At 66.8% G+C, this 23,429-nt stretch carries 21 protein-coding genes and 1 pseudogene; 9 read left to right on the top strand and 13 right to left on the bottom strand.

The window, feature by feature from the left end; translation table 11 throughout:
* Positions 1-63 precede the first annotated feature (63 nt).
* The 3 genes from minD to J8I34_RS18250 all read left to right on the top strand — a co-directional run bounded on the left by minD (position 64) and on the right by J8I34_RS18250 (position 2,569).
* The gene (gene minD / locus J8I34_RS18260) at positions 64-879 is read left to right on the top strand and encodes a septum site-determining protein MinD (RefSeq protein WP_029047801.1); all 816 of its coding nucleotides are present in this window, start codon (positions 64-66) and stop codon (positions 877-879) included.
* 21 nt (positions 880-900) lie between these two features.
* On the top strand, positions 901-1,155 hold the full coding sequence (gene minE / locus J8I34_RS18255; RefSeq protein ID WP_006164360.1) for a cell division topological specificity factor MinE: 255 nt from the start codon (positions 901-903) through the stop codon (positions 1,153-1,155).
* 334 nt (positions 1,156-1,489) lie between these two features.
* Entirely contained in the window at positions 1,490-2,569 is a 1,080-nt protein-coding gene (locus tag J8I34_RS18250; protein ID WP_029047802.1) for a porin, read from the top strand.
* A gap of 71 nt (positions 2,570-2,640) precedes the next feature.
* On the opposite strand, the gene J8I34_RS18245 is transcribed toward J8I34_RS18250, so the two are convergent.
* Positions 2,641-3,348, bottom strand: coding sequence for a response regulator transcription factor (locus J8I34_RS18245; protein WP_029047803.1), 708 nt, complete (start codon positions 3,346-3,348; stop codon positions 2,641-2,643).
* A gap of 286 nt (positions 3,349-3,634) precedes the next feature.
* On the opposite strand from J8I34_RS18245, the gene J8I34_RS18240 reads away from it, so the two are divergent.
* Positions 3,635-4,315 (top strand): response regulator transcription factor, encoded by a 681-nt coding sequence (locus J8I34_RS18240; protein WP_029047804.1) that lies wholly within the window; start codon positions 3,635-3,637, stop codon positions 4,313-4,315.
* A gap of 15 nt (positions 4,316-4,330) precedes the next feature.
* Here J8I34_RS18240 and J8I34_RS18235 read toward each other — a convergent pair whose 3' ends face one another.
* The 3 genes from J8I34_RS18235 to J8I34_RS18225 form a co-directional block, all read right to left on the bottom strand.
* A complete protein-coding gene (locus tag J8I34_RS18235; RefSeq protein WP_029047805.1) occupies positions 4,331-5,320 on the bottom strand; it encodes a Bug family tripartite tricarboxylate transporter substrate binding protein in 990 nt (329 codons plus the stop codon).
* Positions 5,321-5,442: 122 nt separating this feature from the next.
* A complete protein-coding gene (locus tag J8I34_RS18230) occupies positions 5,443-5,766 on the bottom strand; it encodes a hypothetical protein (protein WP_029047806.1) in 324 nt (107 codons plus the stop codon).
* Between the two features lie 162 nt (positions 5,767-5,928).
* Positions 5,929-7,164, bottom strand: coding sequence for an MFS transporter (locus J8I34_RS18225; RefSeq protein ID WP_209806649.1), 1,236 nt, complete (start codon positions 7,162-7,164; stop codon positions 5,929-5,931).
* A 127-nt stretch (positions 7,165-7,291) separates the two neighbouring features.
* Here J8I34_RS18225 and J8I34_RS18220 point away from each other — a divergent pair, with 127 nt between their 5' ends.
* On the top strand, positions 7,292-8,110 hold the full coding sequence (locus J8I34_RS18220) for an AraC family transcriptional regulator (protein ID WP_029047808.1): 819 nt from the start codon (positions 7,292-7,294) through the stop codon (positions 8,108-8,110).
* Positions 8,111-8,127: 17 nt separating this feature from the next.
* Here the strand turns inward: J8I34_RS18220 and J8I34_RS18215 are convergent, their stop codons facing one another.
* The 3 genes from J8I34_RS18215 to J8I34_RS18205 form a co-directional block, all read right to left on the bottom strand.
* Positions 8,128-9,351 (bottom strand): M20 aminoacylase family protein, encoded by a 1,224-nt coding sequence (locus J8I34_RS18215; protein WP_029047809.1) that lies wholly within the window; start codon positions 9,349-9,351, stop codon positions 8,128-8,130.
* 292 nt (positions 9,352-9,643) lie between these two features.
* Positions 9,644-10,504 (bottom strand): fumarylacetoacetate hydrolase family protein, encoded by an 861-nt coding sequence (locus J8I34_RS18210; RefSeq protein WP_029047810.1) that lies wholly within the window; start codon positions 10,502-10,504, stop codon positions 9,644-9,646.
* A gap of 25 nt (positions 10,505-10,529) precedes the next feature.
* On the bottom strand, positions 10,530-11,204 hold the full coding sequence (locus tag J8I34_RS18205) for a GntR family transcriptional regulator (RefSeq protein WP_245175994.1): 675 nt from the start codon (positions 11,202-11,204) through the stop codon (positions 10,530-10,532).
* Between the two features lie 233 nt (positions 11,205-11,437).
* Here J8I34_RS18205 and J8I34_RS18200 point away from each other — a divergent pair, with 233 nt between their 5' ends.
* From J8I34_RS18200 to gstA, 3 genes are all read left to right on the top strand, one after another.
* On the top strand, positions 11,438-12,736 hold the full coding sequence (locus tag J8I34_RS18200; RefSeq protein WP_209806648.1) for an MFS transporter: 1,299 nt from the start codon (positions 11,438-11,440) through the stop codon (positions 12,734-12,736).
* An 88-nt stretch (positions 12,737-12,824) separates the two neighbouring features.
* Entirely contained in the window at positions 12,825-13,553 is a 729-nt protein-coding gene (locus J8I34_RS18195) for a maleate cis-trans isomerase family protein (RefSeq protein WP_029047813.1), read from the top strand.
* A gap of 185 nt (positions 13,554-13,738) precedes the next feature.
* Positions 13,739-14,365, top strand: coding sequence for a glutathione transferase GstA (gene gstA, locus J8I34_RS18190; protein ID WP_209806647.1), 627 nt, complete (start codon positions 13,739-13,741; stop codon positions 14,363-14,365).
* Positions 14,366-14,387: 22 nt separating this feature from the next.
* Here the strand turns inward: gstA and J8I34_RS18185 are convergent, their stop codons facing one another.
* From J8I34_RS18185 to J8I34_RS18160, 6 genes and pseudogenes are all read right to left on the bottom strand, one after another.
* Complete coding sequence (locus J8I34_RS18185; RefSeq protein WP_029047815.1) at positions 14,388-15,005, bottom strand: glutathione peroxidase; 618 nt, start codon at positions 15,003-15,005, stop codon at positions 14,388-14,390.
* 81 nt (positions 15,006-15,086) lie between these two features.
* Positions 15,087-16,640, bottom strand: coding sequence for an MDR family MFS transporter (locus J8I34_RS18180; protein ID WP_209806646.1), 1,554 nt, complete (start codon positions 16,638-16,640; stop codon positions 15,087-15,089).
* Between the two features lie 270 nt (positions 16,641-16,910).
* On the bottom strand, positions 16,911-17,351 hold the full coding sequence (locus J8I34_RS18175; RefSeq protein WP_029047817.1) for a CBS domain-containing protein: 441 nt from the start codon (positions 17,349-17,351) through the stop codon (positions 16,911-16,913).
* Positions 17,352-17,508: 157 nt separating this feature from the next.
* Positions 17,509-18,918, bottom strand: a complete 1,410-nt coding sequence (gene dbpA, locus J8I34_RS18170; protein ID WP_029047818.1) for an ATP-dependent RNA helicase DbpA — start codon at positions 18,916-18,918, stop codon at positions 17,509-17,511.
* A gap of 22 nt (positions 18,919-18,940) precedes the next feature.
* Positions 18,941-19,847: pseudogene (locus J8I34_RS18165) on the bottom strand (DUF72 domain-containing protein).
* A gap of 162 nt (positions 19,848-20,009) precedes the next feature.
* Positions 20,010-21,212, bottom strand: a complete 1,203-nt coding sequence (locus J8I34_RS18160; RefSeq protein WP_209775910.1) for a DUF4382 domain-containing protein — start codon at positions 21,210-21,212, stop codon at positions 20,010-20,012.
* A gap of 304 nt (positions 21,213-21,516) precedes the next feature.
* Between J8I34_RS18160 and J8I34_RS18155 the strand changes: the two genes are divergently transcribed.
* The gene (locus tag J8I34_RS18155; protein WP_029047821.1) at positions 21,517-23,316 is read left to right on the top strand and encodes a methyl-accepting chemotaxis protein; all 1,800 of its coding nucleotides are present in this window, start codon (positions 21,517-21,519) and stop codon (positions 23,314-23,316) included.
* The last annotated feature ends 113 nt before the right edge of the window (positions 23,317-23,429 follow it).

Here is a 23,429-nt window from a genome sequence, read left to right as displayed (position 1 = left end):
ACCGGCATCGGGGACCCCAATCAAGCAGCGCAAGCTTCAACCTAATTACTGGACCAAAGAGCCATGGCAAAAATCATCGTTGTGACCTCCGGCAAGGGAGGCGTCGGCAAGACCACCACCAGCGCCAGCTTTGCCGCCGGCCTGGCCCTGCGCGGCCACAAGACTGCCGTGATCGACTTCGACGTCGGCCTGCGCAACCTCGACCTGATCATGGGTTGCGAGCGCCGCGTGGTGTACGACCTGATCAACGTGGTGCAGGGCGAAGCCAACCTGCGCCAGGCGCTGATCAAGGACAAGAAGTGCGAGAACCTGTTCATCCTGCCGGCCTCGCAGACTCGCGACAAGGACGCGCTGACCAAGGAAGGCGTGGAGAAGGTCATCAACGGCCTGATCGAGATGGACTTCGAGTACATCGTGTGCGATTCGCCCGCCGGCATCGAGTCGGGCGCGCTGATGGCGATGTACTTTGCCGATGAGGCACTGATCGTCACCAACCCCGAAGTGTCGTCGGTGCGCGATTCGGACCGCATCCTCGGCATCCTGTCGTCCAAGACTAAGCGCGCCAGCGAGGGCGGCGACCCGATCAAGGAGCACCTGCTGATCACGCGCTACAACCCCAAGCGCGTGCATGGCGGCGAGATGCTGTCGCTGACCGACATCCAGGAAATCCTGCGCATCAAGCTGATCGGCGTGGTGCCTGAATCCGAAGCCGTGCTGCACGCATCGAACCAGGGCACGCCCGCCATCCACCTGGAAGGCAGCGACGTGGCCGACGCCTATGGCGACGTGGTGGACCGCTTCCTCGGCAAGGACAAGCCGATGCGCTTCACCGACTACCAGAAGCCGGGGCTGTTCTCCCGCATCTTCGGCAACAAATAAACGGTCCGGAGGCACATCCCAATGTCGATCCTTTCCTTCCTGCTGGGGGAGAAGAAAAAGTCCGCGTCGGTCGCCAAGGAGCGGCTGCAGATCATCCTCGCCCACGAGCGCACCGGCCATTCCGCCCCCGCCGACTACCTGCCCGCGCTGCAGCGCGAACTGGTGGCGGTGATTTCCAAGTACGTCAAAATCAGCGACCAGGACCTGCGCGTCAGCCTCGAACGCCAGGACAACCTGGAGGTGCTCGAAGTCAAGATCGAGATCCCGCAAGGCTGATCCGGGCCGGCCCGCGCGGCCGGTCCCCATCCGTTCCGCTACAGGCCAGGGCGCAGTGTCTGCGCCCTGGCCTGTCGTCTTTTGCGCACCGCCGTGGCCTCTCAGCCCAGTGCCCAAGCTGCATGGCGGCATTTGCGCGACGCACCAAAACTGGAATATGTAGCGGCCAGACAACGGATTCGCACCAAAATCCTGCTTGAAAGCCGGGCTTGGCGGACATTTGTGTCCTTACTGCTAACGTTTTGTTAAATTTTCGCCGGCGTTTACACGAAACGTAGACCTTCGTCCCTGCCGTGATCCGGCGGAGAACAGTACAAGACAGAAAAGGAGCACCATGAAGAAATCGGCCATCGTCCTCGCAGCCGGCAGCCTGTTGGCGGGTTCGGCATTCGCCCAGTCGTCCGTCACCCTGTACGGTATCGTTGACCAGAGCATCCGCTTCCAGACGAACTCGAGCGCCAACAACGACAACTCGTGGGAACTGACCAACGGCGCAGTGACCAACAGCCGCTGGGGCCTGAAGGGCAGCGAGGCCCTGGGCAACAACCTGAAGGCGATCTTCCAGCTGGAAAACGGCTTCGATCCGGACACCGGCCGTGCCAACCAGGGTGGCCGTCTGTTCGGCCGTCAAGCCTATGTGGGCCTGTCGGGCGACTTCGGCACGATCAAGCTGGGCCGCCAGTACACCGAAGGCTTTAATTTCTTCGGCGACTACGATCCGCTGACCATCGGCAACTACACCAACAACGCCTGGCCGTTCTTCCTGACCAACTTCCGTAACGACAACGTCGTCAGCTACGGCGGCAAGTTCGGCGGCCTGGACGTTGGCGCCAGCTACGGCTTCGGCGAGCAGCCGGGCAGCATGAGCCAGAACCAGTACTGGGGCGCGCGTGCCGCTTACACCTACGGTCCGTTCGGCATCGGCGGCGTGTACCAGGAAGTCCGCAACACCACCGGCCAGAAGCAGCAAATGTGGGGCGCTGCCGGTAAGTACTCGATCGGCCCGGCAAAGATCTTCCTGGGCTACATCGGCGGCCAGGACCGCACCGGCTCGGTCGACGCTTCGCTGAACTTCACCGGCGGCGCGACGCAGAACCCGGTCCCCGCTGGCGGCAACTTCGCGGCTAATCCGCGCAAGGACACCATCGGCTACATCGGCATGACCTACCAGGCCACCCCGGCACTGGCCCTGACCGGCGTGTTCTACGGCGACTACGTCGAGAACGTGAACGGCGTGAACGACAACAACGGCCGCCGCTACACCGGCGTGCTGCTGGCCGAGTACTCGCTGTCCAAGCGCACCCAGGTCTATGGCACCGTGGACTTCAACAAGGTCTCGGGCGGCACCATCACCGAAATGCCGGGCCGCAACAACCAGACCGGCGCCGCCGTCGGTATCCGCCACATCTTCTGAGCGTTACACGATCAGCAGTCGATGGCGAAAGGCACCTCCGGGTGCCTTTTTTCATGGGCGCGCGCCTGCCCTCATGCGGCAGCGCGCTCGATCCGTTCCAGCCGGTAGCCATGCGTGTAGACCGGCGTCAGCCGCAGCGCCCGCGACGCCTGCAGGCCGAGCTTGCTGCGCACGCGCGACACATGGGTATCGATGGTGCGCGACAGCGACGAGATCTCGCGCCCCCAGACCGCGGCGGTGATATGGTCGCGCGTGACGATGCGGCCCTCGTTGCGGAACAACAGCACGGCGAGGTCGAACTCCTTGGGCGTCAGGCAGACAGGATGTCCGTTGCAGGTGGCTGAGCGCATGGCGCAGTCGAAGGCGTATTCGCCCAGCCGCAGCGGGGCGTGCGGCGACTGCACCGCAGGATAGGCGCGCCGCAGCAGGCATTCCACGCGGGCCGAAAGTTCGGCGGGACGCACCGGCTTGACCATATAGTCGTCGGCGCCGGCGGCGAGCGCGCTGATGATGTCCTGCTCGGCATCGCGCCCGCTGAGAAACATCACCGGCACGCGCCGGTCGAGATGCGTGCGCACCCACGCCAGCACCTCGCGCCCGGACAGGTCCGGCATCGACCAGTCGAGCAGCAGCAGGTCGAAGCACGCATTGCGCAGCGCCAGCAGCAGCTTGCGGCTTTCAGTGAAGGTCACGCACTCATGCCCGCCGCCGGCAATGATCCGGCGGATCAGCGCCGCATCGGCGGGCGCGTCTTCCAGCGATGCAATCTTCTTTCCCATGTGTGGTCTCCGGCGACGTTTGCCGGCCAGGGCAGCGCACCATGGCTGCCGGCCGTAGCGGGTCATTTAAGACCGCGCGACCGGCGGGACGAATAGGAAAGACCTCAATTCAGGCTTTCAACAATCTTTTACTTCTTGCCTCGGCACCGTGCCCATAACATGGCATCGCCGCGGCGCCGGGCAACCGGCGCCGATGGCACAACCGCGTCAGCATTTGCGTTTGAGTTCCCGTTTGCATTCCTGCCCGCATTCTTTGCCGGTGGCACGCCCCGGCAGGAGCACGACCGTGAAGATTGCCTCGCTGCAGACCGATCCGACCCTTGCCATCCGCATCGAACAGACCCTGCGCCTGGACGGCCACCAGTGCCGCCGCTACCTGAGCGGCCGCACGCTGCTGGGCGCGCTGCACGCCGAGACGTTCGACCTGCTGATCCTCGATTGCGAAACGCCGGGAATCCCGGCACTGGATGTGCTGGCGTGGGTGCGGCGCTCGCTCGGCCATGACCTGCCGGTGATGCTGACCGGCGGCTCGAACGAAGAGGGCTTTGTCGCGGCCTGCTTTGCGCAGGGCGCCGACAGCTACCTGCCCGCGCCGCTGCGGCTGGGCGAGCTGGGCGCGCGCGCGCAGGCGCTGCTGCGGCGCGTGCGGCCGGCCACGCAGGCCTGCGACGTAGCGCATGGCGCGTTCCGTTTCGCCCCCTCGGAGCGGCGTGCCTGGGTGCATGGCAGGCCGGTGCCGCTGGCGCCCAAGGAGTTCGACCTGGCCGTGCTGCTGTTCCGGAATCTCGGCAGCGTGGTGCCGCGCCAGACCATGGTCGACCAGGTGTGGCGCCACCACGTCGAGCCGACCTCGCGCACGGTGGACAGCCACCTGTCGCGCGTGCGCACCAAGCTGTCGCTGTGGCCGCACAACGGCGTGCGGCTGTCGTCGGTCTATGGGCTGGGAAGCCGGCTCGATACCGCCTGAGCCGGCGGTCGCCGGTCAATCGGCCTTGATGCCGGCTTCCTTGACGATGCGCGCGTTCTCCGCGTACTCCTCGCGGATCGCCTTGGCGAATTGCGCCGCCGTGCCGCCGGTAGGCACTTCGCCGCCCTTGAGCAGGCGCTCGTGGACTTCCGGTTCGGCCAGTGCCTTGTTCAACTCGGCATTCAGGCGATCGATGATCGCCGCGGGGGTCTTGCCCGGCGCGAAGACGCCGAAGGTCGAAGTCAGGTTGGCCTTGGGATAGCCAAGCTCGGCGAGCGTGGGCACCTGCGCCAGGCTATCCAGCCGCCTGGGAGCGCCGACCGCCAGCGCGCGCAGGCGGCCGGCCTGCATATGCTGGGTCAGTGCCGGGCTGGCGTTGGTGCTCATCACCTCGAACTGGCCACCCAGCGCATCGTTCATCTGCTGGCCGGCGCCCTTGTACGGGATCAGCGTGATGTCGGCCTTCGACTTCTGCCTGACCTGTTCCAGCACCACATGGCCGACCGTGCCCAGGCCCGAGGTCGCCCAGCGCACCGAACCCGGCCTGGCGCGGGCCTGGCCGACCATGTCGGCGAAGCCCTTGCCGCTGAAACCGTTGGTGGCGACCACCAGCACCGGCGAGTACATCACGCTCATCACCGGCGCCACGTCCTTCTGCGGGTCGTAGTTGACGTGGCCGACATGCGGGTTCAGCGTCAGCGGGCTGGTCGAGGCGAAGCCGAGCGTATAGCCGTCCGGCGCTGACTTGGCGACGGCGTCGATGCCGATACTGCCGCCGGCGCCGGCCTTGTTCTCGACCACCACGGAGGTGCCCATCTGCGCCGACAGGCGCTCGCCGAGCGCGCGCGCCACGGTGTCGCTGATGCCGCCAGTCGGATAGGCGACGATCAGGCGGATCGGGCGGCTGGGGTAGTTGTCTGCGGCGGCGGCGGGCAGTGCGGCGGCGGCGAGCAGGCCGGCGGCAACGGTGGCTGCCAGCAGGGTCGGGCGGAACAGGAAGGCCATGATGTCGGGAATACCGGGAGAGGGTCTGGGGCGCGCCTTCGCCGGGCAGAGCCGCCGGCCGGCGCGCGACAGCCGCTATCTTAGCCGATCGGTTGCGCGCTCAACGGTGCTCAGCGAACCACTCAGCGCACCAGCGGGCGCTCCGGCACCCAGGAGACAAAGAGTTCATTGGCGCGGTCATAGAGGCGCCAGACCGTGCCGCAGTCGCGGCAGGCAAAGGTCAGCATGCTGAACGGCACGCCCGCGGCGCTCTGGCTGACCAGCGGCGCGGTATTGCGCAGCGCCAGGCAAGCAGGCGGCTCGCGCCGGCGTGGGTCGGCAGCCAGTTCCAGGCAGCGCTCGCAGGCCGGCGTGGCATTGGCCGGCGTCGGGACAGGCTGGGAGCTGACCGGAGTAAGCGGAGTAAGCGGAGGCAGCGGGGGCATGGCGGACTTCATGCTCGCCATGATGCCGCAAAACGCCGGCCGGCAGCAGTCCACCGCAGCAGCGGAAGTGCCCACGCACTCAGCTTGCCGCGCGCTGACCGGGCTCAGCAAGGCCCAGCGCCCCCCGCCGGCGACGGCATGCGCCCCACCCTGCGGCCCCGGCGCACCGGGAAGCCAACCGCGTCAGGCGTGCACGCGCTCGCGCAGGTCCGGCAAGAACACCGTCAGCAGCCCCAGCAGCGGCAGATAGGCACAGTACTCATACACCACGCGGATGCCGTGCGTATCCGCCATTCCGCCCAGCACCGCGGCGCCGATGCCGCCCATGCCGAAGGCAAAGCCGAAGAACAGCCCAGACACCATGCCGACCTTGCCGGGAATCAGTTCCTGCGCGAACACCAGGATCGCCGAGAACGCCGACGCCAGGATAAAGCCGATGATGAAGGTCAGCACCGTGGTCCAGAGCAGGCCCACGTGCGGCAGCAGCAGCGTGAACGGCGCCACGCCCAGGATCGATGCCCAGATCACACGCTTGCGCCCGATGCGGTCGCCGATCGGCCCGCCCAGGATGGTGCCAGCCGCCACCGCGAACAGGAACAGGTGCAGCTGCGCGTTCTGCTGCGCCAGCCCGAAGCGCTCCATCAGGTAGAACGTGTAGTACGAGGTCAGGCTGGCCATGTAGAAGTACTTGGAGAACACCAGCACCATCAGCACCAGCATCGCCCGCACCACCACGCGCGCCGGCACCGCGCTGGCCGCGGCCCCCGCGGCCTTGCGCTTGCGCGCGCCCTGCGCCAGCTGGCGCGAATACCAGCCGCCGATGCGCCACAGCACCACGATGCCCACCAGCGCCGCCAGCGAGAACCACGCCAGGCTGGCCTGCTGGTGCACGATCAGCGCCGCCAGCAGCGGCCCCATGGCGCTGCCGCCGTTGCCGCCGACCTGGAAGATCGATTGCGCCAGCCCGTGCCGGCCGCCCGACGCCATGCGCGCCACGCGCGACGACTCGGGATGGAAGATCGACGAGCCCGTGCCGACCAGCGCCGCCGCAACCAGCAGCACGCCGTAGGTCGGCGCCACTGACAGCAGCAGCAGGCCGCCGAGCGTGAAGGCCATCGCCACCGCCAGCGAATGCGGCTTGGGGTGCTTGTCGGTGTACAGGCCAACCACCGGCTGCAGCAGCGAGGCGGTGACCTGGTACGTCATGGTCAGCAGCCCGATCTGCGTGAAGCTCAGGTTGAAGCCGCCCTTGAGCATCGGGTAGATCGCCAGGATCAACGACTGGATCATGTCGTTGAGGAAGTGGGCGAAGCTGATCGCCGACAGCACGCGGAAGCCGGTGCGTTCGGCCTGTGCCGGCGTGGCGGAGGTACTGGCTGCTGAGGCGCCGGCTGGCGCGGAGTCGATGGTTGTGCTCATTGGCGGCTCTCGACAAACGGAAAACGCCAGCGGGGGCGCTGGCCAGTCAGGACTGTGAGCAGGGATGCTAGCTGGCGCGCACGCGCCTGTCCTGCGAGAATGGGTCCGCAACCTTGGAGAAAAGGACATGCCGCGCGCGCTCCGTGCTTCCGACGACACTGCCCCGCCGGGCGACACCGACAGTAATCCGCCGCGCTACGTCCGCTACGACCGCAGCCCGATGCCGGTCGCCGCGATGGCCGCCGACTACCTGCCCGGCGAAACGACCAGGCCGCACCAGCACCCGCACGCGCAGCTGATCCACGCGGTGCACGGCGTGATGGTGGTGGCCACCGACGAAGGCCAGTGGATCGTGCCGCCCACGCGCGGCATGTGGATGCCGGGCGGCACCATGCACTGGATCCGCATGGTCGGCCACGTGCAGATGCGCACCGCTTATATCCGCCCGGATGCCGCGCCGGGCCTGCCGCAGCGCTGCACCGTGCTCGGCATCTCGCCGCTGCTGCGCGAGCTGATCCTGGCCGCGATCGACATCCCCCTGCCCTATGAACCGGATACACGCGATGCGCGCCTGATGCGCCTGCTGCTCGATGAAGTCCTGCTGGTGCCATCGCTGCCGCTGCACCTGCCGCGCCCGGCGGACGCGGGCCTGCGGCAGATCTGCGATGCGATCGTGGATACGCCCGACACCGCGCTGACACTGGCGGACTGGGGTGCAAAGCTGGGTGTGGATCCCAAGACCATCCAGCGCCGCTTTGCGCGCGAAACCGGCATGACCTTCGGGCAATGGCGCCAGCAGGCGCGGCTGCTGGCGGCGCTGGAAAAGCTCGCGGCCGGCAGCAAGGTGGTCGACGTGGCGCTGGATCTGGGCTACGACAGCCCCAGCGCGTTCGCGACAATGTTCAGGCGGCAGTTCGGCGTGCCGCCGAGCGCATTCTTCCGGTAGGCGTTTGCTTTCTCCGCTCAACGCCCCAGATAACGCTCCACCAGCCGCGTCCAGTACGCCGCCCCCACCGTCAGGTTCTCGTCGTTGAAGTCATACCCCGCGTTGTGCAACAGCGGCTGGTTGGCCCCGTTGCCCAGCCGCACGAAGCAGCCCGGACGCTGCTGCAGGTAATACGCAAAGTCCTCGCTGCCGGTGATGCGCGCGGCCTGCGATACCACCTTGTCGGCGCCGACCAGTTCCTGCGCCACCTGGCGCGCGAACTCGGTCTCGCGCTCGCTGTTCACCAGCACCGGATAGCCGCGCACGTAGTCGACCTCCGCCACCGCGCCATAGCCCTCGGCCTGCGAGATCGCCAGCTGGCGGATGCGGTTTTCCAGCGACGCGCGCACATCGGGGCTGAAAGAACGCACGCTGATCTCCATGCGCGCGCTGTCCGGGATCACATTGGGTGCGTGCCCGGCGTGCAGCGTGCCGATGCTCACCACCGCGGCCTCGTTCGGGTCCACGAAGCGCGACACTACCGATTGCAGCGCCATCACCAGGCTGCCGGCCACCAGGATCGGATCGACCGACTGGTGCGGACGCGCTGCGTGGCCGCCCTTGCCGCGGATGGTGATGGTGACGGTGTCGCACGCCGCCATGAACGGGCCCGAGCGGAACAGGAAGTTGCCCTGCTCCACGCCCGGATGGTTGTGCAGGCCGAAGATCGCGTCGCACGGGAAGCGTTCGAACAGCCCGTCGGCCAGCATGCGCTCGGCGCCACCGCCCGCGCCGATTTCCTCGGCCGGCTGGAAGATCAGGTGGACAGTGCCGTCGAAGTTGCGCGTACGCGCCAGCTGCCGTGCCGCGCCGAGCAGGATCGCGGTGTGGCCGTCGTGGCCGCAGGCATGCATGCGGCCTGCATTGGCGCTCGCGTAAGGCAGCCCCGTGCGCTCGTGGATCGGCAGCGCGTCCATGTCGGCGCGAATACCGATGCTGCGCCTGCCCTCGCCACATTTCAGCGTCCCGACCACGCCGGTCCCGCCCACGCCACGCGTGACCGCGAAGCCCCACGCATCCAGCAGGCTGGCGACCAGCCCGGAGGTGCGGACCTCGTCAAAAGCAAGTTCGGGATTCTGGTGGATGTTGCGCCGGATCGCCTCGAGCTCGGCGCGGCTCTCCAGGGTGTCGGCCAGCCCGCAGTAGCGGCGCTTGAGTGTGGTACCGAGGTAGGACTCGATCTCGGGGGCGTGCTCTGACATGACGTTTGCTCTCTGGCGAAACCTGTATAACCAGTATTTCACGCAGAAAACGCAAGCGAAATGCCAAGTGTGCGATTTCCTGTAAATCGATGCGATCCGGGCGTTTTCGACACCGGAACCGTTGCGCGCACGGCACGCTTTGTATGGAAACCCAACGCTTTGTGTGAAAGCGTTTCGACGGGGAACCATCGAAACGCGCGCTTTTTACCTGCGTTGCAGCATCGCGCAACGCGCGGCGGCATCACCTTGCCGGGTGACGCCGCGCCCTGCCCGGCTTGCGCCGGGACTGCGATCAGCGCTCGCCGTAGGCGACCACGCGCTGGCTCTGCACACCGAGCCCTTCCACGCCCAGGCGCATCGTGTCGCCCGCCTTCAGGAAGCGCGGCGGCTTGAAGCCCATGCCTACGCCCGGCGGCGTGCCGGTCGCGATCAGGTCGCCTGGCAGCAGTGTCATGAAGCGGCTGACATAGCTGACCACCGTCGCCACGTCGAAGACCATGGTCGCGGTGCTGCCCCGCTGCACGCGCTCGCCGTTGACCTCCAGCCACAGGCCCAGCGCCTGCGGGTCAGCCACTTCATCGCGCGTCACCAGCCACGGGCCGGCCGGGCAGAAGGTGTCGCAGCCCTTGCCCTTGTCCCAGGTGCCGCCGCGCTCGATCTGGAACTCGCGCTCGGACACGTCATTGACCACGCAGTAGCCGGCCACGTGGTTCAGCGCCTCCTCGCGCGAGACATTGCGCGCGACGGTGCCGATGACCACGCCGAGCTCGACCTCCCAGTCGGACTTCTCCGAGCCCAACGGCAGCATCACGTCGTCGTTCGGGCCGTTCAGCGAGCTGTTGGCCTTCAGGAACACGATCGGCTCGGCCGGCAACGGCATGCCGGCCTCGGCGGCGTGATCGGCATAGTTCAGGCCAATCGCCACAATCTTGCCGATGCCTGTCCATGGCACGCCGAAGCGCATAGCATCGGGCTCGCCTTCGACCACAGGAAGGGATGCCACATCCACTTGCGCCAGCCGCGCCAGCGCCGCGGGCGCCAGCTCGCCCGGGCCGATCTCGCCCACCACGCCGCTCAGGTCGCGCACGCGGCCCTCCGCATCGATCACGCCCGGGCGCTCGGCGCCGGGATTGCCTACTCGAACCAGTTTCATTGTCGTTGTCTTCCTTGGGGATTGTTCAGGCGGACTGCTTCAGGCCGGCGTCGCGCGCGCCGGCTTCGGCCAGCGAAGCCGCCACCACCGCGAGTACCTCGGTCGCGGTGTTTTCGGAATGCCGGCGCAGCACCTGCGCCAGGCGCGGCCTGCCGGGCTCGCGCAGCGCGGCCATGATTTCTTCATGTTCCTCATGCGACTCCTGCCAGCGCAGGGTGTCGGCATTGGCGGCGCCGCGCGCGCGGTGGACCTTGCTCATCAGCGTGGCGTAGACGCCGGCCAGCACCGGGTTGGCGGCGCCGTCGATGATCAGCTGGTGGATTTCCTGGTTGATGCGGAAATAGTCGGTGCGCCGCCCCGCGGCATGTGCGTCGATCATGGCCTGGTGGCGCCGCTCCAGCTTCGCCATGGCGGCGTCGCCCAGCCGCCGCGCCGCCAGTTCGCCGGCCAGTGCCTCGAGCCCGTGCAGGGTCTCGAAGGTAGCGCGCAACTCCTCCAGGTCGAGCGGCGCCACGCGGTAGCCGATGTATTGCCGGTGCAGCACCAGTCCCTCGGAGACCAGCACCTTGAGCGCCTCGCGCAGCGGCGTCTTGGAGACGTCGAAGGTTTCGCAGAAGGCGCGTTCGTCGATGCGGGCGCCGGGCGGCAACTCGCCCTCTTCGATCATGGTGCGCAGCCGGGCAGCGATGCCGGCGGACATGCCGAGGGTGCGCAGGCGCGTAGTTGGGGAAAGCGTTTGTGTCACAGACGTCACCAGATTGGGGAAATGCACCACGAGAAGGCTATCACATCCCAAAATTGTGCATCCGCAACATCGTAAAATCAATAACTTACGAGCGTTGTAATTACAGATTACGTATCTTATACTCCGGCCTGTTGCGCGACACCCATTAAAACCGCCCACCCAAAGGACCGAGACAAGGAGACGCCGCCATGCAAACGACAAGCCAGGCGACAGTGTTGACGGAGGCCAAGACCTCCGTGCGCTGGAAGATTTTTTTGATGATGCTGTTCCTCATCGCGATCAACTACATCGATCGCGCCTCGCTCTCGGTGGCCATGCCGCTGATCGCGAAGGAGTTCGACCTTAGTCCCACCATGCAGGGCCTGATCCTCAGTTCGTTCTTCTGGACCTACGCCCTGATGCAGGTGCCGGGCGGCATGCTGGCCGACAAGTACAAGCCGCGCATCGTGATCGCCTGCGCCACCGTGTTCTGGGGTCTCGCTCAGACCATCGCGGCGTTCACCACCAATGCCACCTCGCTGATGCTGACCCGGCTTGGCCTGGGCGCTGCCGAAGCGCCGATCTACCCGGCCGGCGGCAAGCTCAACGCGATCTGGATGACGCAGAACGAACGCGGCCGCGGCGCCACGCTGCTGGACGGCGGCGCGCCGCTGGGCGCGGCCCTCGGCGCGATCATCATCACGTGGCTGATCGCCTCGCTGGGCTCGTGGCGCCTGGCCTTTATCGTCGCCGGCGTGGGCACCGTGCTGGCCGGCTTCATGGCCTGGTACTACGTGCGCAATTCCCCGCGCGAGCACCGCGGCGTAAACGAGATGGAAGCGCGCTATATCGAAGAAGCGCAGGCCAACGAGCACCGCGCCGAGCCGGCCAACCTGTCGGGCCGCTCCATGGATTTCTTCAAGTACCGCTCGGTGTGGTGCATGGCCGCTGGCTGGATGTGCTTCAACACCGTGTTCTACGGCCTGCTGACGTGGATGCCCAACTACCTGAACAAGGTGCACGGCTTCGACATCAAGCAGATGGGCGGCGCCAGCTTCATCATCTTCTTCAGCGGCTTTATCGGCGAACTGATCGGCGGCTGGATCGCCGACAAGTGGAAAGAGGCGGGCGGCCGTCCCAACGTGGTGATGCGCACGCTGTTCGGCATTGCCGCGGTCGTTGCCACGGCGTCGATCTTCTCGGTGGCCTATGTCAGCGACCCGATCATCGTGGTGGTGCTGCTGTCGTCCACGCTGTTCTTCCTGCGCTGGTGCGGCCTGTTCTGGTGTGTCCCGTCGATGCTCGGCACGCGCAACAAGGTCGGCTTCCTGGGCGGCGTGATGAACCTGGGCGGCAATATCGGCGGCATCACCGTGCCCATCATCGTCGGCATGATCGTGCAGTTCACCGGCTCGTACTTCCTGGCGCTGATGTTCTTCGCCGCCGCTGGCGTGGGACTGCTGCTGGCCTCGACCGCCATCGACTACGAGACCAAGATTCCGGTCTGATCCTCGCGGATCGCCGCGATCACCGAATTCCAAGACGAACAGGGGGCCGGCAACGTCCCGGCCCCGCATCCACTCCTGAGACCACAACATGACCAAGCAAATCCGACTCGGCATGCTCACGCCGTCTTCCAACACGGCGCTCGAGCCCATCACCAGCGCGATGGTTGCCGGCCTGCCCAACGTCAGCGCGCATTTCTCGCGCTTCACCGTGACCGAGATCTCGCTGCGCGACCAGGCGCTGGGGCAGTTCAACCTCGACAAGATCCTGGCAGCCGCCAGCCTGCTGGCCGATGCGCGCGTCGACGTCATCGCCTGGAACGGCACCTCGTCCGGCTGGCTCGGCTTTGACAAGGATGAAGCGTTGTGCAGGCAGATCACCGAGGCGACCGGCATCCCGGCCACCACCTCGGTGCTGGCGCTCAACGAGATCCTGGAAAAGACCGGCGCGCGCAACTTTGGCCTGGCCACGCCGTACCTGGACGACGTGCAGCAGCGCATCATCGCCAACTACGAACGCAGCGGCTTTCACTGCGTGGCGGAAAGCCACCTCGACCTGCACGTCAATTACAGCTTTGCCGAAGTCGAAGCGGACACCATCCGCGAGATGGTGCGCGGCCTCGCGCAGCACGGGCCGCAGGCGATCACCACGTTCTGCACCAACCTGCGTGCGGCGCACCTGGCCGAGGAGCTTGAAGCCGAGACGGGAATTCCGCTGTACGACACCATTTCGACGGTGGTGTGGAAATCGCTGCGCCTGTGCGGCGTGGATACACGCGAGCTGAAAGGGTGGGGGCGGTTGTTCCGCGAAGTGGAGTAGGTTTGCTGCAGGTTTGCCCCTCTCCCGCACGCGGGAGAGGGGCAAACCATCGCACGGCGAGACGCTGTGCAAATCTGCAATCGCCCTCCGCACGCCCGCGCATTGCCGCACCGAGCCCGCGATCCTAGACTGCCCACACGGCCCCACAACGGCGTGGCGGCCAGCCAACCCCAAACAGGATCGCGATGAAGCTCTACTACTCCCCAGGTGCATGCTCGATGTCCGTCCACATCGCGCTGCGCGAAGCCGGCCTGCCTGTCACGCTGGCCCGTGTCGACCTCCAGCACCACAAGCTGGCGCAGCCCGAGAATGGCAGCGACGACTACTACGCCATCAACCCGCGCGGCTACGTGCCGCTGCTGCAACTGGACGACGGCTCACGCCATACCGAAGTGGCGTCGTTGCTGCAGTACATTGCCGATCTGGTGCCGGAACGCAACCTGCTGCCGGCCGCCGGCACGCGCGAACGGCTGGAAGCCACCGGCTGGCTGACGCTGGTTTCCACCGAACTGCACAAGGTGTTCAGCCCGTGGCTGTGGCACAAAGAAACCGCGCCAAGCACGCAGCAGGAATGCAAGGCCAGGCTGCAGGCGCGCTTCGCCGAGCTTGACCGCCACCTGCAAACCCGCCAATACCTGATGGGTGACCGCTACACCGTGGCTGATGCGTACTGCTTCACCATCCTGGGCTGGGCGCGCATGCTGATGATGCCGCTGAGCGCATACCCGTCGCTGCAGCAATACCTGTCGCGCGTGGCCGCACGGCCCGCGGTGCAGGACGCGATGCGCGCGGAAGGGCTGGTGCGCGACTGAGCCGACCGGGGCAGGGCGCTGCTCAGCGCTGCGCGCCGAGCAGCGATTCGATCTTCGCCACCAGTTCCTTGTCGTCCGGTCTGGTGCGGCTGTCGTAGCTGGCCACCACCTTGCCGTCGCGGCCGATCAGGTATTTGTAGAAGTTCCACTTGGGCGCGGTGCCGGTCTGCCTGGCCAGCAGCGCGTACATCGGATTGGCGTCGCTGCCGCGCACGTGCGACTTGCCCAGCATCGGGAACTTGACGCCGTAGGTGTTGTAGCAGAAGTCCGCGATCTGCTTCTCCGAGCCCGGCTCCTGCGAGAAATCGTTGGACGGGAATCCAAGCACCACCAGGCCGCGCGCATTGTATTTGGCGTGCAGCGCCTCGAGCCCTTCATATTGCGGCGTGAAGCCGCAATAGCTGGCCGTGTTGACCACCAGCACCACCTTGCCGGCGTACTGGCACAGGTTCTGCGGCGCTTCGTCCTGCAGGCGCGGGAAGGTGAAGTTGAGCGATGCGGGGCAAGTGCCGGCCGGCGCCGTGGCAGCGGGCGCTGCGGGCTTGTCGGCGGCGCGGGCAGGCGAGGGCAGCAGTGCCGACGCGGCAAACGCGACGGCAGCGAAGGCGAGGGGATGGACAGTCAGGGAACGACGGAACATGGCGACGGGCTCCAGGGATCGGCTCGCTGTATCGGGTACGCGTAGTCTACGCCGATGACGTGCCCGCTGCCGCCCGCCGCTTCAGTCCATCGCCAGCGTGGCCGCGTGCTCGGTGACGCTGCCGCGCAACTCCAGGTCCGGCATGCTGCGCACGACCAGCAGCGCCAGCACCGACGCGACCGCACCGACGGCAAAGATCAGGTGGAAACCCGACTCGACGCCGCCAGCCAGCACCTGCCGCACCGCCGGCGACAGCTGCGCCAGTGCCTCGCTGCCATGGCGCAGCGCGCCCAGGTCGAGCGCCTGCGTCACGCCCGAAGCCGCCAGCGCATGGCGGAATTCCAGCGTCAGCAGCGTGCCCGCCAGCGCCCCGCCCAGCGCGCTGCCGAGCGAGCGCAGCACCAGCAGCGCGCCAGTGCCGGCGCCGGTATCGCGGCGCTCCAGCACGTTCTGCACGCTCATCAGCGTGGCCACCATGGTGATGCCCAGGCCAACGCCGGCCAGCGTCATCGCCATCAGCACAACAGCCAGCGGCACCGCCGGCGTCACGAGGGCCAGCACGATCAAGCCGAGCGCACCGGCGACATAGCCCGCCGTCAGGATGCCGCGCATGCGGCCCACGCGCGGCGCGACCCAGGCCACGATAAAGTTGCCCGCCACCGTCGCCACCAGGAACGGCATCACCAGCAGGCCGGAGGTCGAGGCATCGGCGCCGCGCACCAGCTGGAAGTGCAGCGGCAGCGCAAAGATGCACAGGAAGATATTGAGCGCCGACAGCGCCGATGCCGCCACGCCCATCACATAGGCGCGGTTGCCGAACAGCCGCGGCGGCAGCATCGGGTCGGCGGCACGGCGCTCCTGCCACGCCAGCAGCGCCACCGCCACGGCCGCGGCGACGAGCAGTGCAGCCAGCTCCGGCGACAGCCAGTCATAGACATCGCCACCCCAGCTCATCGCCAGCAGGAAAGCGACGATGGCCACCGCCAGCAGCAGCGCGCCCAGCCAGTCGACACGCGCGCGACCGCCGCGCGACGGCAGCACCGCCAGGCCGCGATAGCACATCACCATCGCCAGCAGGCCCAGCGGCACGTTGACCCAGAACAGCCAGCGCCACGACATGTGGTCCGACACCCAGCCGCCCACCAGCGGCCCCGCGATCGACGCCACCGCCCACACCGTGGCCAGGTAGCCCTGGTAGCGCCCGCGCTGGCGCGGCGCCACCACGTCGGCGATGGCCGCCTGCGCCAGCGACATCAGCCCGCCTCCGCCCACGCCCTGCAGCGCGCGGAACAGGATCAGCTGCCCCAGCGTCTGCGCCAGCGCGCACGCCACCGAGGCGCCGATGAACAGCGTGATCGCCACCATCAGCAGGCGGCGCCGCCCGAAGCTGTCGGAAAGCTTGCCGTACAGCGGCGTGGTCACCGTCGACACGATCAGGTACGCGGTCACGATCCACGACAGGTGGCCAAACCCGTTCAGGTCATTGGCGATGGCCGGCACCGCCGGGATCACCACGGTCTGGTCCAGCGCCGCCAGCAGGATGCACAGCACGATGCCGCCAATCACACGCATGATGGCGCGATGGTCCTGGAGGGGCGTTGGGATGGCTTGGGCGGCGGATGCGGACGACGACATTGCAGACACGGGTACGCGGCAATGTGCCGCGAGGCAAACATAGGAGAAGGGGAATTGGCGGCCGGAAGGTCCGCCAGGAACGGCAGGAAGCCGCAGCGGAGTGACCGTAATTCAGTAACCGCATAATTATATGCGGTAAGCGCATATCGCGCTGAGCGGAGACTACGGGGTGTCGTCAAACCCCTGCGGCTTTCTCCCCTCTCCCGCCCGCGGGAGAAGGGCCGGGGGAGAGGGCCGGCGCGTCAATTCGCCACGGGGCCCATCAATGCCTTAATGCCCACCCCCATGGATGTAATGCTCCAGCTGCTCGATGATGAACTGCTGCTCGGAGATGATGTCCTTCACCAGGTCACCGATCGACAGCATGCCGACCAGCTCATCGTTCTCCATCACCGGCAGGTGGCGCAGTCGGTGCTTGGTCATCAGCGCCATGCATTCGTCGGTGCTCTGGCCGGCGCTGACGTAGATCACCGAGGTGGTCATGATGTCGCGCACCAGCGTCTCGCGCGAGGTGCGCTGCATCAGGATCACCTTGCGTGCATAGTCGCGCTCGCTCAGGATGCCCATGATGGCCCCGTGCTCGATCACCAGCAGGGCCCCGATACCTTTCTCGGCCATCAGCTGCAGCGCGGCATAGACCGTCGCCGTCGGCGGGATGCTGTAGATGGCCTGAGTCGGCTTGGATTCCAGAACCTGGCGTGCAGTTTTCATCACCAACTCCTCTTCCGTCGAGAAATCATGCGGCTGGCGCTACCTGCCTTGCGGCCAATGGAAACAGAGTAGCAAAGGAATGCGCCGGCTTACAGGGTGACTTACACGAATCTTTGTAAGCAATGTTGTGGTGCAACCACGGCTGCCGGCGCCCCGCTCACTCGGTCATGAGGCGCACCTTGACCTTCTTGCCCTTGACCTTGCCCGCATTGAGCCGCTTCACCGCCTCGCGGCCGATGCTGCGCTCCACCGCGATATAGGTCGACATCTCCAGCACATTGATCTTGCCGATCTGCTCCTTGGTGAAGCCGGCCTCGCCGGTCAGCGCGCCCAGGATGTCGCCGGGGCGGATCTTCTCCTTGCGCCCGCCCAGCATCTGCAGCGTCACCATCGGCGGCAGCAGCCGCTCGTTGCTCGCGGGTGTCAGCTCGGCCAGCGCATGCCATTCGAACTCGCCGCCGTGGTGCTGTTCGAGGTTACCCACGCGCCCCATCTCGTCCATGCTGACCAGGCTGAACGCCCAGCCCTCCTGGTCCGCGCGGCCGGTGCGGCCGATGCGGTGCACGTGCACCTCGGGGTCGGGCGTGATCTCGACATTGATCACCGCTTCCAGCTGCGCGATATCGAGCCCGCGCGCGGCCACGTCGGTGGCAACCAGCACCGAGCAGCTGCGGTTGGCAAACTGCACCAGCACCTGGTCGCGATCCCGCTGCTCCAGGTCGCCATGCAGGGCCAGCGCCTGGTAGCCCTGCGCGCGCAGCAGCTCCACCAGTTCGCGGCAGCGCGCCTTGGTATTGCAGAACGCCAGCGTGCTGGCCGGGCGGAAATGGTCGAGCAGCCGCCCCACCGCGCCCAGGCGCTCGCCTTCCTCCACTTCATAGAAGCGCTGGCGGATGGTGGCGTTGTCATGCGTCGCTTCCAGCTTCAGCGACTGCGGCTTGCGCAGGAATTTGTGGGCAAGCTTGTCGATGCCTTCGGGATACGTTGCCGAGAACAGCAGCGTCTGGCGCTCCTTCGGGCAGCGGCTGGCGATGTAGGCGATATCGTCGAAAAAACCCATGTCGAGCATGCGGTCGGCTTCGTCAAGCACCAGCGTGTTGATCGCCGCCAGGTCCAGGCTGCCGCGATCGATATGATCAAGAATGCGGCCCGGCGTGCCCACCACGATATGCGCGCCATGAATAAGACTGTCCACCTGCGGGCGCATCGGCGAGCCGCCGCACAGCGACAGCACCTTGATGTTTTCTTCGGCGCGCGCGAGGCGGCGGATTTCCTGCGTGACCTGGTCGGCCAGTTCGCGCGTCGGGCACAGCACCATGGCCTGCACGTCGAAGCGGCGCGGATCGAGCCGGTTCAGCAGCGCCAGCGCGAACGCCGCAGTCTTGCCGCTGCCGGTCTTGGCCTGCGCGACCAGGTCCTGGCCGGCCAACGTGATTGGCAGGCTGGCCGCCTGGATCGGCGTCATCTCGTCATAGCCGAGCTGCGCCAGCGTGGCGAGCATGGCGGGCGACAGTGGGAGCGTGGAAAAAGCGGGGCCGGCTTGCGGCTGGGCGGGGGTCGAGTTCATGCGGGATTATAGCGATCCGGCGTCAGCCATCCGCATCGGCGGGCGGCGTCCAGCCAAGCCGCTCCAGCAACGCCTGCGCGGCGGCCGGCGCGCGTTCCTTGGCGCCGTTGATGAAGAAGACAAAGACCTCGCGCTTGCGTGCGGCCGGCTTGCGGTCTTCGAGCACCGGCAGGTCGGCCGGCTGCGCGCCCTGCGCCCATGACTGCGCGCGTTCGGCCCATTCGTCGAGCGCCTTGGGACCATAGCCGGTCTTCAGCTTCTCGCTGCTTTCCATCAGGCGCGCATAGACAAAATCCGCGGTCAGGTCCGCCATCGACGGGAATTTCGGCGAATCGGTGAACACCGTGGCGGCCTTGTACTTGCGTGCGAGCTTCAGGTAGTCCGGCGACATGAAGCTGTCATGCCGCACCTCCAGCACGTGACGCAGTTTCACGCCTTCGACGGACGCCGGCAGCAATTGCAGGAAGCCCTCGAAATCCTCCGCATCGAACTGCTTGGTCGGCGCGAACTGCCATACCAATGGACCGAGCTTGCGGCCCAGTTCGGCAATGCCGCTGTCGATAAAGCGTCCGATCGATTCGGCCGATTCCGCCAGCACGCGCCGGTTGGTGGCAAAGCGCGACGCCTTCACCGCGAACACGAAATCGTCCGGCGTTTCGCCACTTGATAAACGACGAACGCTTCTGCGTGCCGTGATAAGTGCTGTTGATTTCGATCGCGCTGAGGTGCCGGCTGGCGTAGGCCAGTTCGCGCGATTGCGGCAGCCTGGCCGGATAGAAGTTGTCGCGCCAGGGTGCGAAATTCCAGCCGCCGATGCCGACCCGGAACAGGCCGCCGGCCTTGCGCCGCGCCGCTGGCGCCGCTGTGGGCGCAGACGCAGGCTTTGGTGACGGCTCAGGTGCGGACTTGGCCGCGGTGCGTGCTGCCATGGCGCGATCTCCCGGGACGCGAGAATCCAAGTCTAGCGGGAAACCGCGGCCAGCGGGGCGCCAGGCCGAACCGGGGCAGGGCACCAGAAACGAAGAAGCCGGAGGCAGGCTTGCGCCCGCTTCCGGCTGGTCCCCCGCTAAACGACCGCTAACCTGGTCCGCTTAGAACGACAGGTTCTGGATCACGTCGGCGGTATTCACATCGACCTGCTGCGTCACCACCGCACCGCTGTTGCTGGTGGCCTGCACGCTGTACTTGCCGCCCGCGGCGCCGTCAGGCTGCAGCGGGATCGGCAGCGAAGCCTGGTAGGTGCCGATCACGGGCGCGGCCACCGGCAGCGCCGGCTCGGTCGCGAACAGGCTGTAGGCACCGGTATCGGTGGCCGCGGCGGTCGCCGCGATCTCGAAGGTGCCGCCATTGACCAGTTGCAGCGCGCGCAGCGTCGCTTCGGCCGAAGCCGGCGTAACCGTGCCGGAGACGCGGCGGTACGCGGAAGTCGGCAACGTCATCGGCGATGCCGAATTCGAGATCGCCGTGCTGCCGCCAGCCACCACCGGCACGCTACGCACGATGCCCGTGCCGCGGCCATTGGCGGCGCCCGGCACCACCACCACGTCGACCGCGCCGGCGGTGCTGCTCTGCTCGATCGGCGACAGCGTGAAGTTGCCGTTGGCATCGGCCACCGTGGCCTTCACCACCACGCCGTTGCGCTCGGCATAGACGCGCGCGCCAGGGGCAGAGGCCACCACGCCGGTGACCGCGCCGCTGACCACCGTCGGGATCGCCGTCACCACCGGCTTCAGGCCATAGGTGCCGTTACCGCGCGTGACCACCGACTTGCAGGCGTCGAAGTCCAGCACCAGGTCGGTCAGCGTGCCGGACGCGACCGTGAACGGACGGTTGATCTTGATGCCGGACTGCACCGCGCTCGGCGTGTCCAGCGACTGCTCGGTGCCGCCGGTAGGCACCACCGAGTTGGCCAGCGCGCCCGAACCGCCCCCGCGGTTCGCATCGAGCACCAGCCGTACCTGTTGATAGTTGCCGGCCGGCAGCACGGTCTGGCCCAGCGTGGTCAGCACGCCGTTGGTCAGCGACAGCAGGTCGATCTTGCGTGCGGGCACCACATCGATATCGACCCAGCCGCCGGCGCCCGGATCGGCGTTGGCGCTGCTGTGCACGCGCACCTTGTTGACGGTCACAAAGACATTGTCATAGCCGCAGGCGGGCGCATCGGTCATCGAGACCTTCAGCGTTCCCTGGCCACCGGAATCATCTCCACCGCCGCCGCCGCAGGCTGCCAGCGCGAGCGCGCCGCTCAGCGCCAGGATGCGCAGCGGCGTGGATGTATGAGAAAGGTTCAGCACGGCGTCTCTCCGCTTGTTGTTGTGGGGTTGACCGGAGAATATGTTGCGAAACGCATAACCGGTGTAAGCCTTTGTAAAGCGTTGTAAAGAAGCTTCGCCTTCAACACCCTGACAGCCATGCCTTCAACACCCTGACGACGCTCCGATCACACAGCAAACTGGCAGGTTGCGTCGTCAACTTCGGCGAATTCCCGAACATCTCGCGTTCCGCTCTCAAGTCGGCAAGGGGCGCACCCGTATACAGCGGGGTGGAAATCCCACGAGACAACTGCCCCCCACGATTCCCTACAAAGGAACTCCCCAGATGTTCACTACTCTCCGCGCCCGGATCATGGCCCTGTGCGTGGCCATTGTCGTGGCCGCGCTCGCCATCAATACCGCGCTGAACCAGTTAGTCGCCAGCCGCTATAACGAAGACGCCATCGATAGCAGCCTGGCCGCCGTGCAGAGCGGGCATAGCAGCGCCATCGCCGAGTGGGTGGCGTCGCACAGCCAGATGATCGATTCGCTGCAGGACGCCGCGCTGCAGCCCGAACCCGACGCTGCGCTCAGGCAGATCGCCGACGCCGGCCGCTTTGCCAATGTCTACGTGGGCTATGCCGACAAGACTGCCAAATTTTCCAAGCCGGAAGGCATCCCGCCCGACTACGATCCCACCGGCCGTCCGTGGTACAAGCAGGCCGCCGCGGCAGGCAAGCCGGTGGTCACGCCGCCCTATGTCGATGCCGGCACCGGCAAGCTGGTGGTGGCGTTCGCCGTGCCGGTGATCCGCGACGGCGGCGTCAAGGCCGTGGTCTCGGGCGACGTCGCCATGGACACCGTGATCGCCAACGTCAAGGCGATCCATCCCACGCCGGCGAGCTTCGGCATGCTGGTCGCCAAATCCGGCGAAATCGTCGCGCATACCGACGGCAAGCTGACACTCAAGCCCGTCACCGATCTCGTTCCCGCGCTGACCGCCGACAAGCTCGGCGCGCTCGCCGGCGCGAAGCCCCCGCTGCAGGTCGACATCGGCGGCAGCGCCAAGCTGCTCGGCGCGCGCGCCATCCCCGGCACCGACTGGATGCTCATCGTCGCGCTCGACCAGGCCGAGGCCACGGCCGGCATGCGCTCGGTGCTGATCGCCTCGGTGATCGCGCTGGTTCTGATCGCGGGCGTTGCCGCCATCGTGGTATGGGGCGTGGCGACCATGTCGCTGCGCGGCCTCGGCACCGTGCGCGACGCCATGGACGCCATCGGCTCCGGCGACGGCGACCTGACCCAGCGCCTGCCCGCGCACGGGAACGACGAAGTCGCCCAGATCGCGCGCGCCTTCAATACCTTTGCCGACAAGCTCTGCATCACCATGCGCCAGATCCGCGACGCCAGCGAATCCGTGCGCGCCGCGTCCGACGAGATCGCCGCCGGCAATATCGACCTGTCGCGCCGTACCGAATCCGCCGCCGCCAGCCTGGAACAGACTGCGGCGTCGATGGAAGAGATCACCGCCACCGTCAGCCAGTCGGCCAACTCGGCGCAGCATGCCAACGCGTCGGTCAGCGCCGCCTCGCGCGTGGCCGCCGATGGCGGCGTGGTAATCGGCGAAGTCATCGCCACCATGGGGCAGATCGAGAATGCCTCGGTCAAGGTCTCCGACATCATCGGCGTGATCGAAGGCATCGCCTTCCAGACCAACATCCTGGCGCTGAACGCCGCGGTGGAAGCGGCGCGTGCCGGCGACCAGGGTCGGGGCTTTGCCGTGGTGGCCGGCGAAGTGCGCGCGCTGGCCCAGCGCAGTGCGCAGGCGGCCAAGGAGATCAAGACGCTGATCGAATCCACGGTGGGCAGCGTCACCTCCGGCTCGGGGCAGGTCCGGCGCGCCGGCGAGACGATGGACGAGATCGTCGGCAATGTGTCGAAGGTGACCGGAATTATTAATGAGATCACTCACGCTGCGATGGAACAGACACACGGCATTCAAGAGGTGAATAAGGCGGTCAGCCAGCTCGACGAAATGGTCCAGCAGAACGCGGCGCTGGTTGAGCAGTCGACCGCGGCGGCCGCGGCGTTGCAAACGCAGGCAGGAAGCCTGGCGGGGGCGGTAGGTCAGTTCAGGCTGGGATAAGGGAACACCAAAGCCATGTCACACGATCCACGCATCACATCGCGCCTGGTATCGCTGGCGTAAAATCCGGGGCTCACCCTGCCAACCTGCCAGCGCACTGCCGAAGCGCCTGG

Source organism: Cupriavidus phytohabitans, from assembly GCF_017815025.1.
Lineage (GTDB): Bacteria > Pseudomonadota > Gammaproteobacteria > Burkholderiales > Burkholderiaceae > Cupriavidus.
The sequence above is the reverse complement of the archived record's forward strand: the minus strand, read 5'-3'. Positions and strand labels throughout refer to the sequence as shown.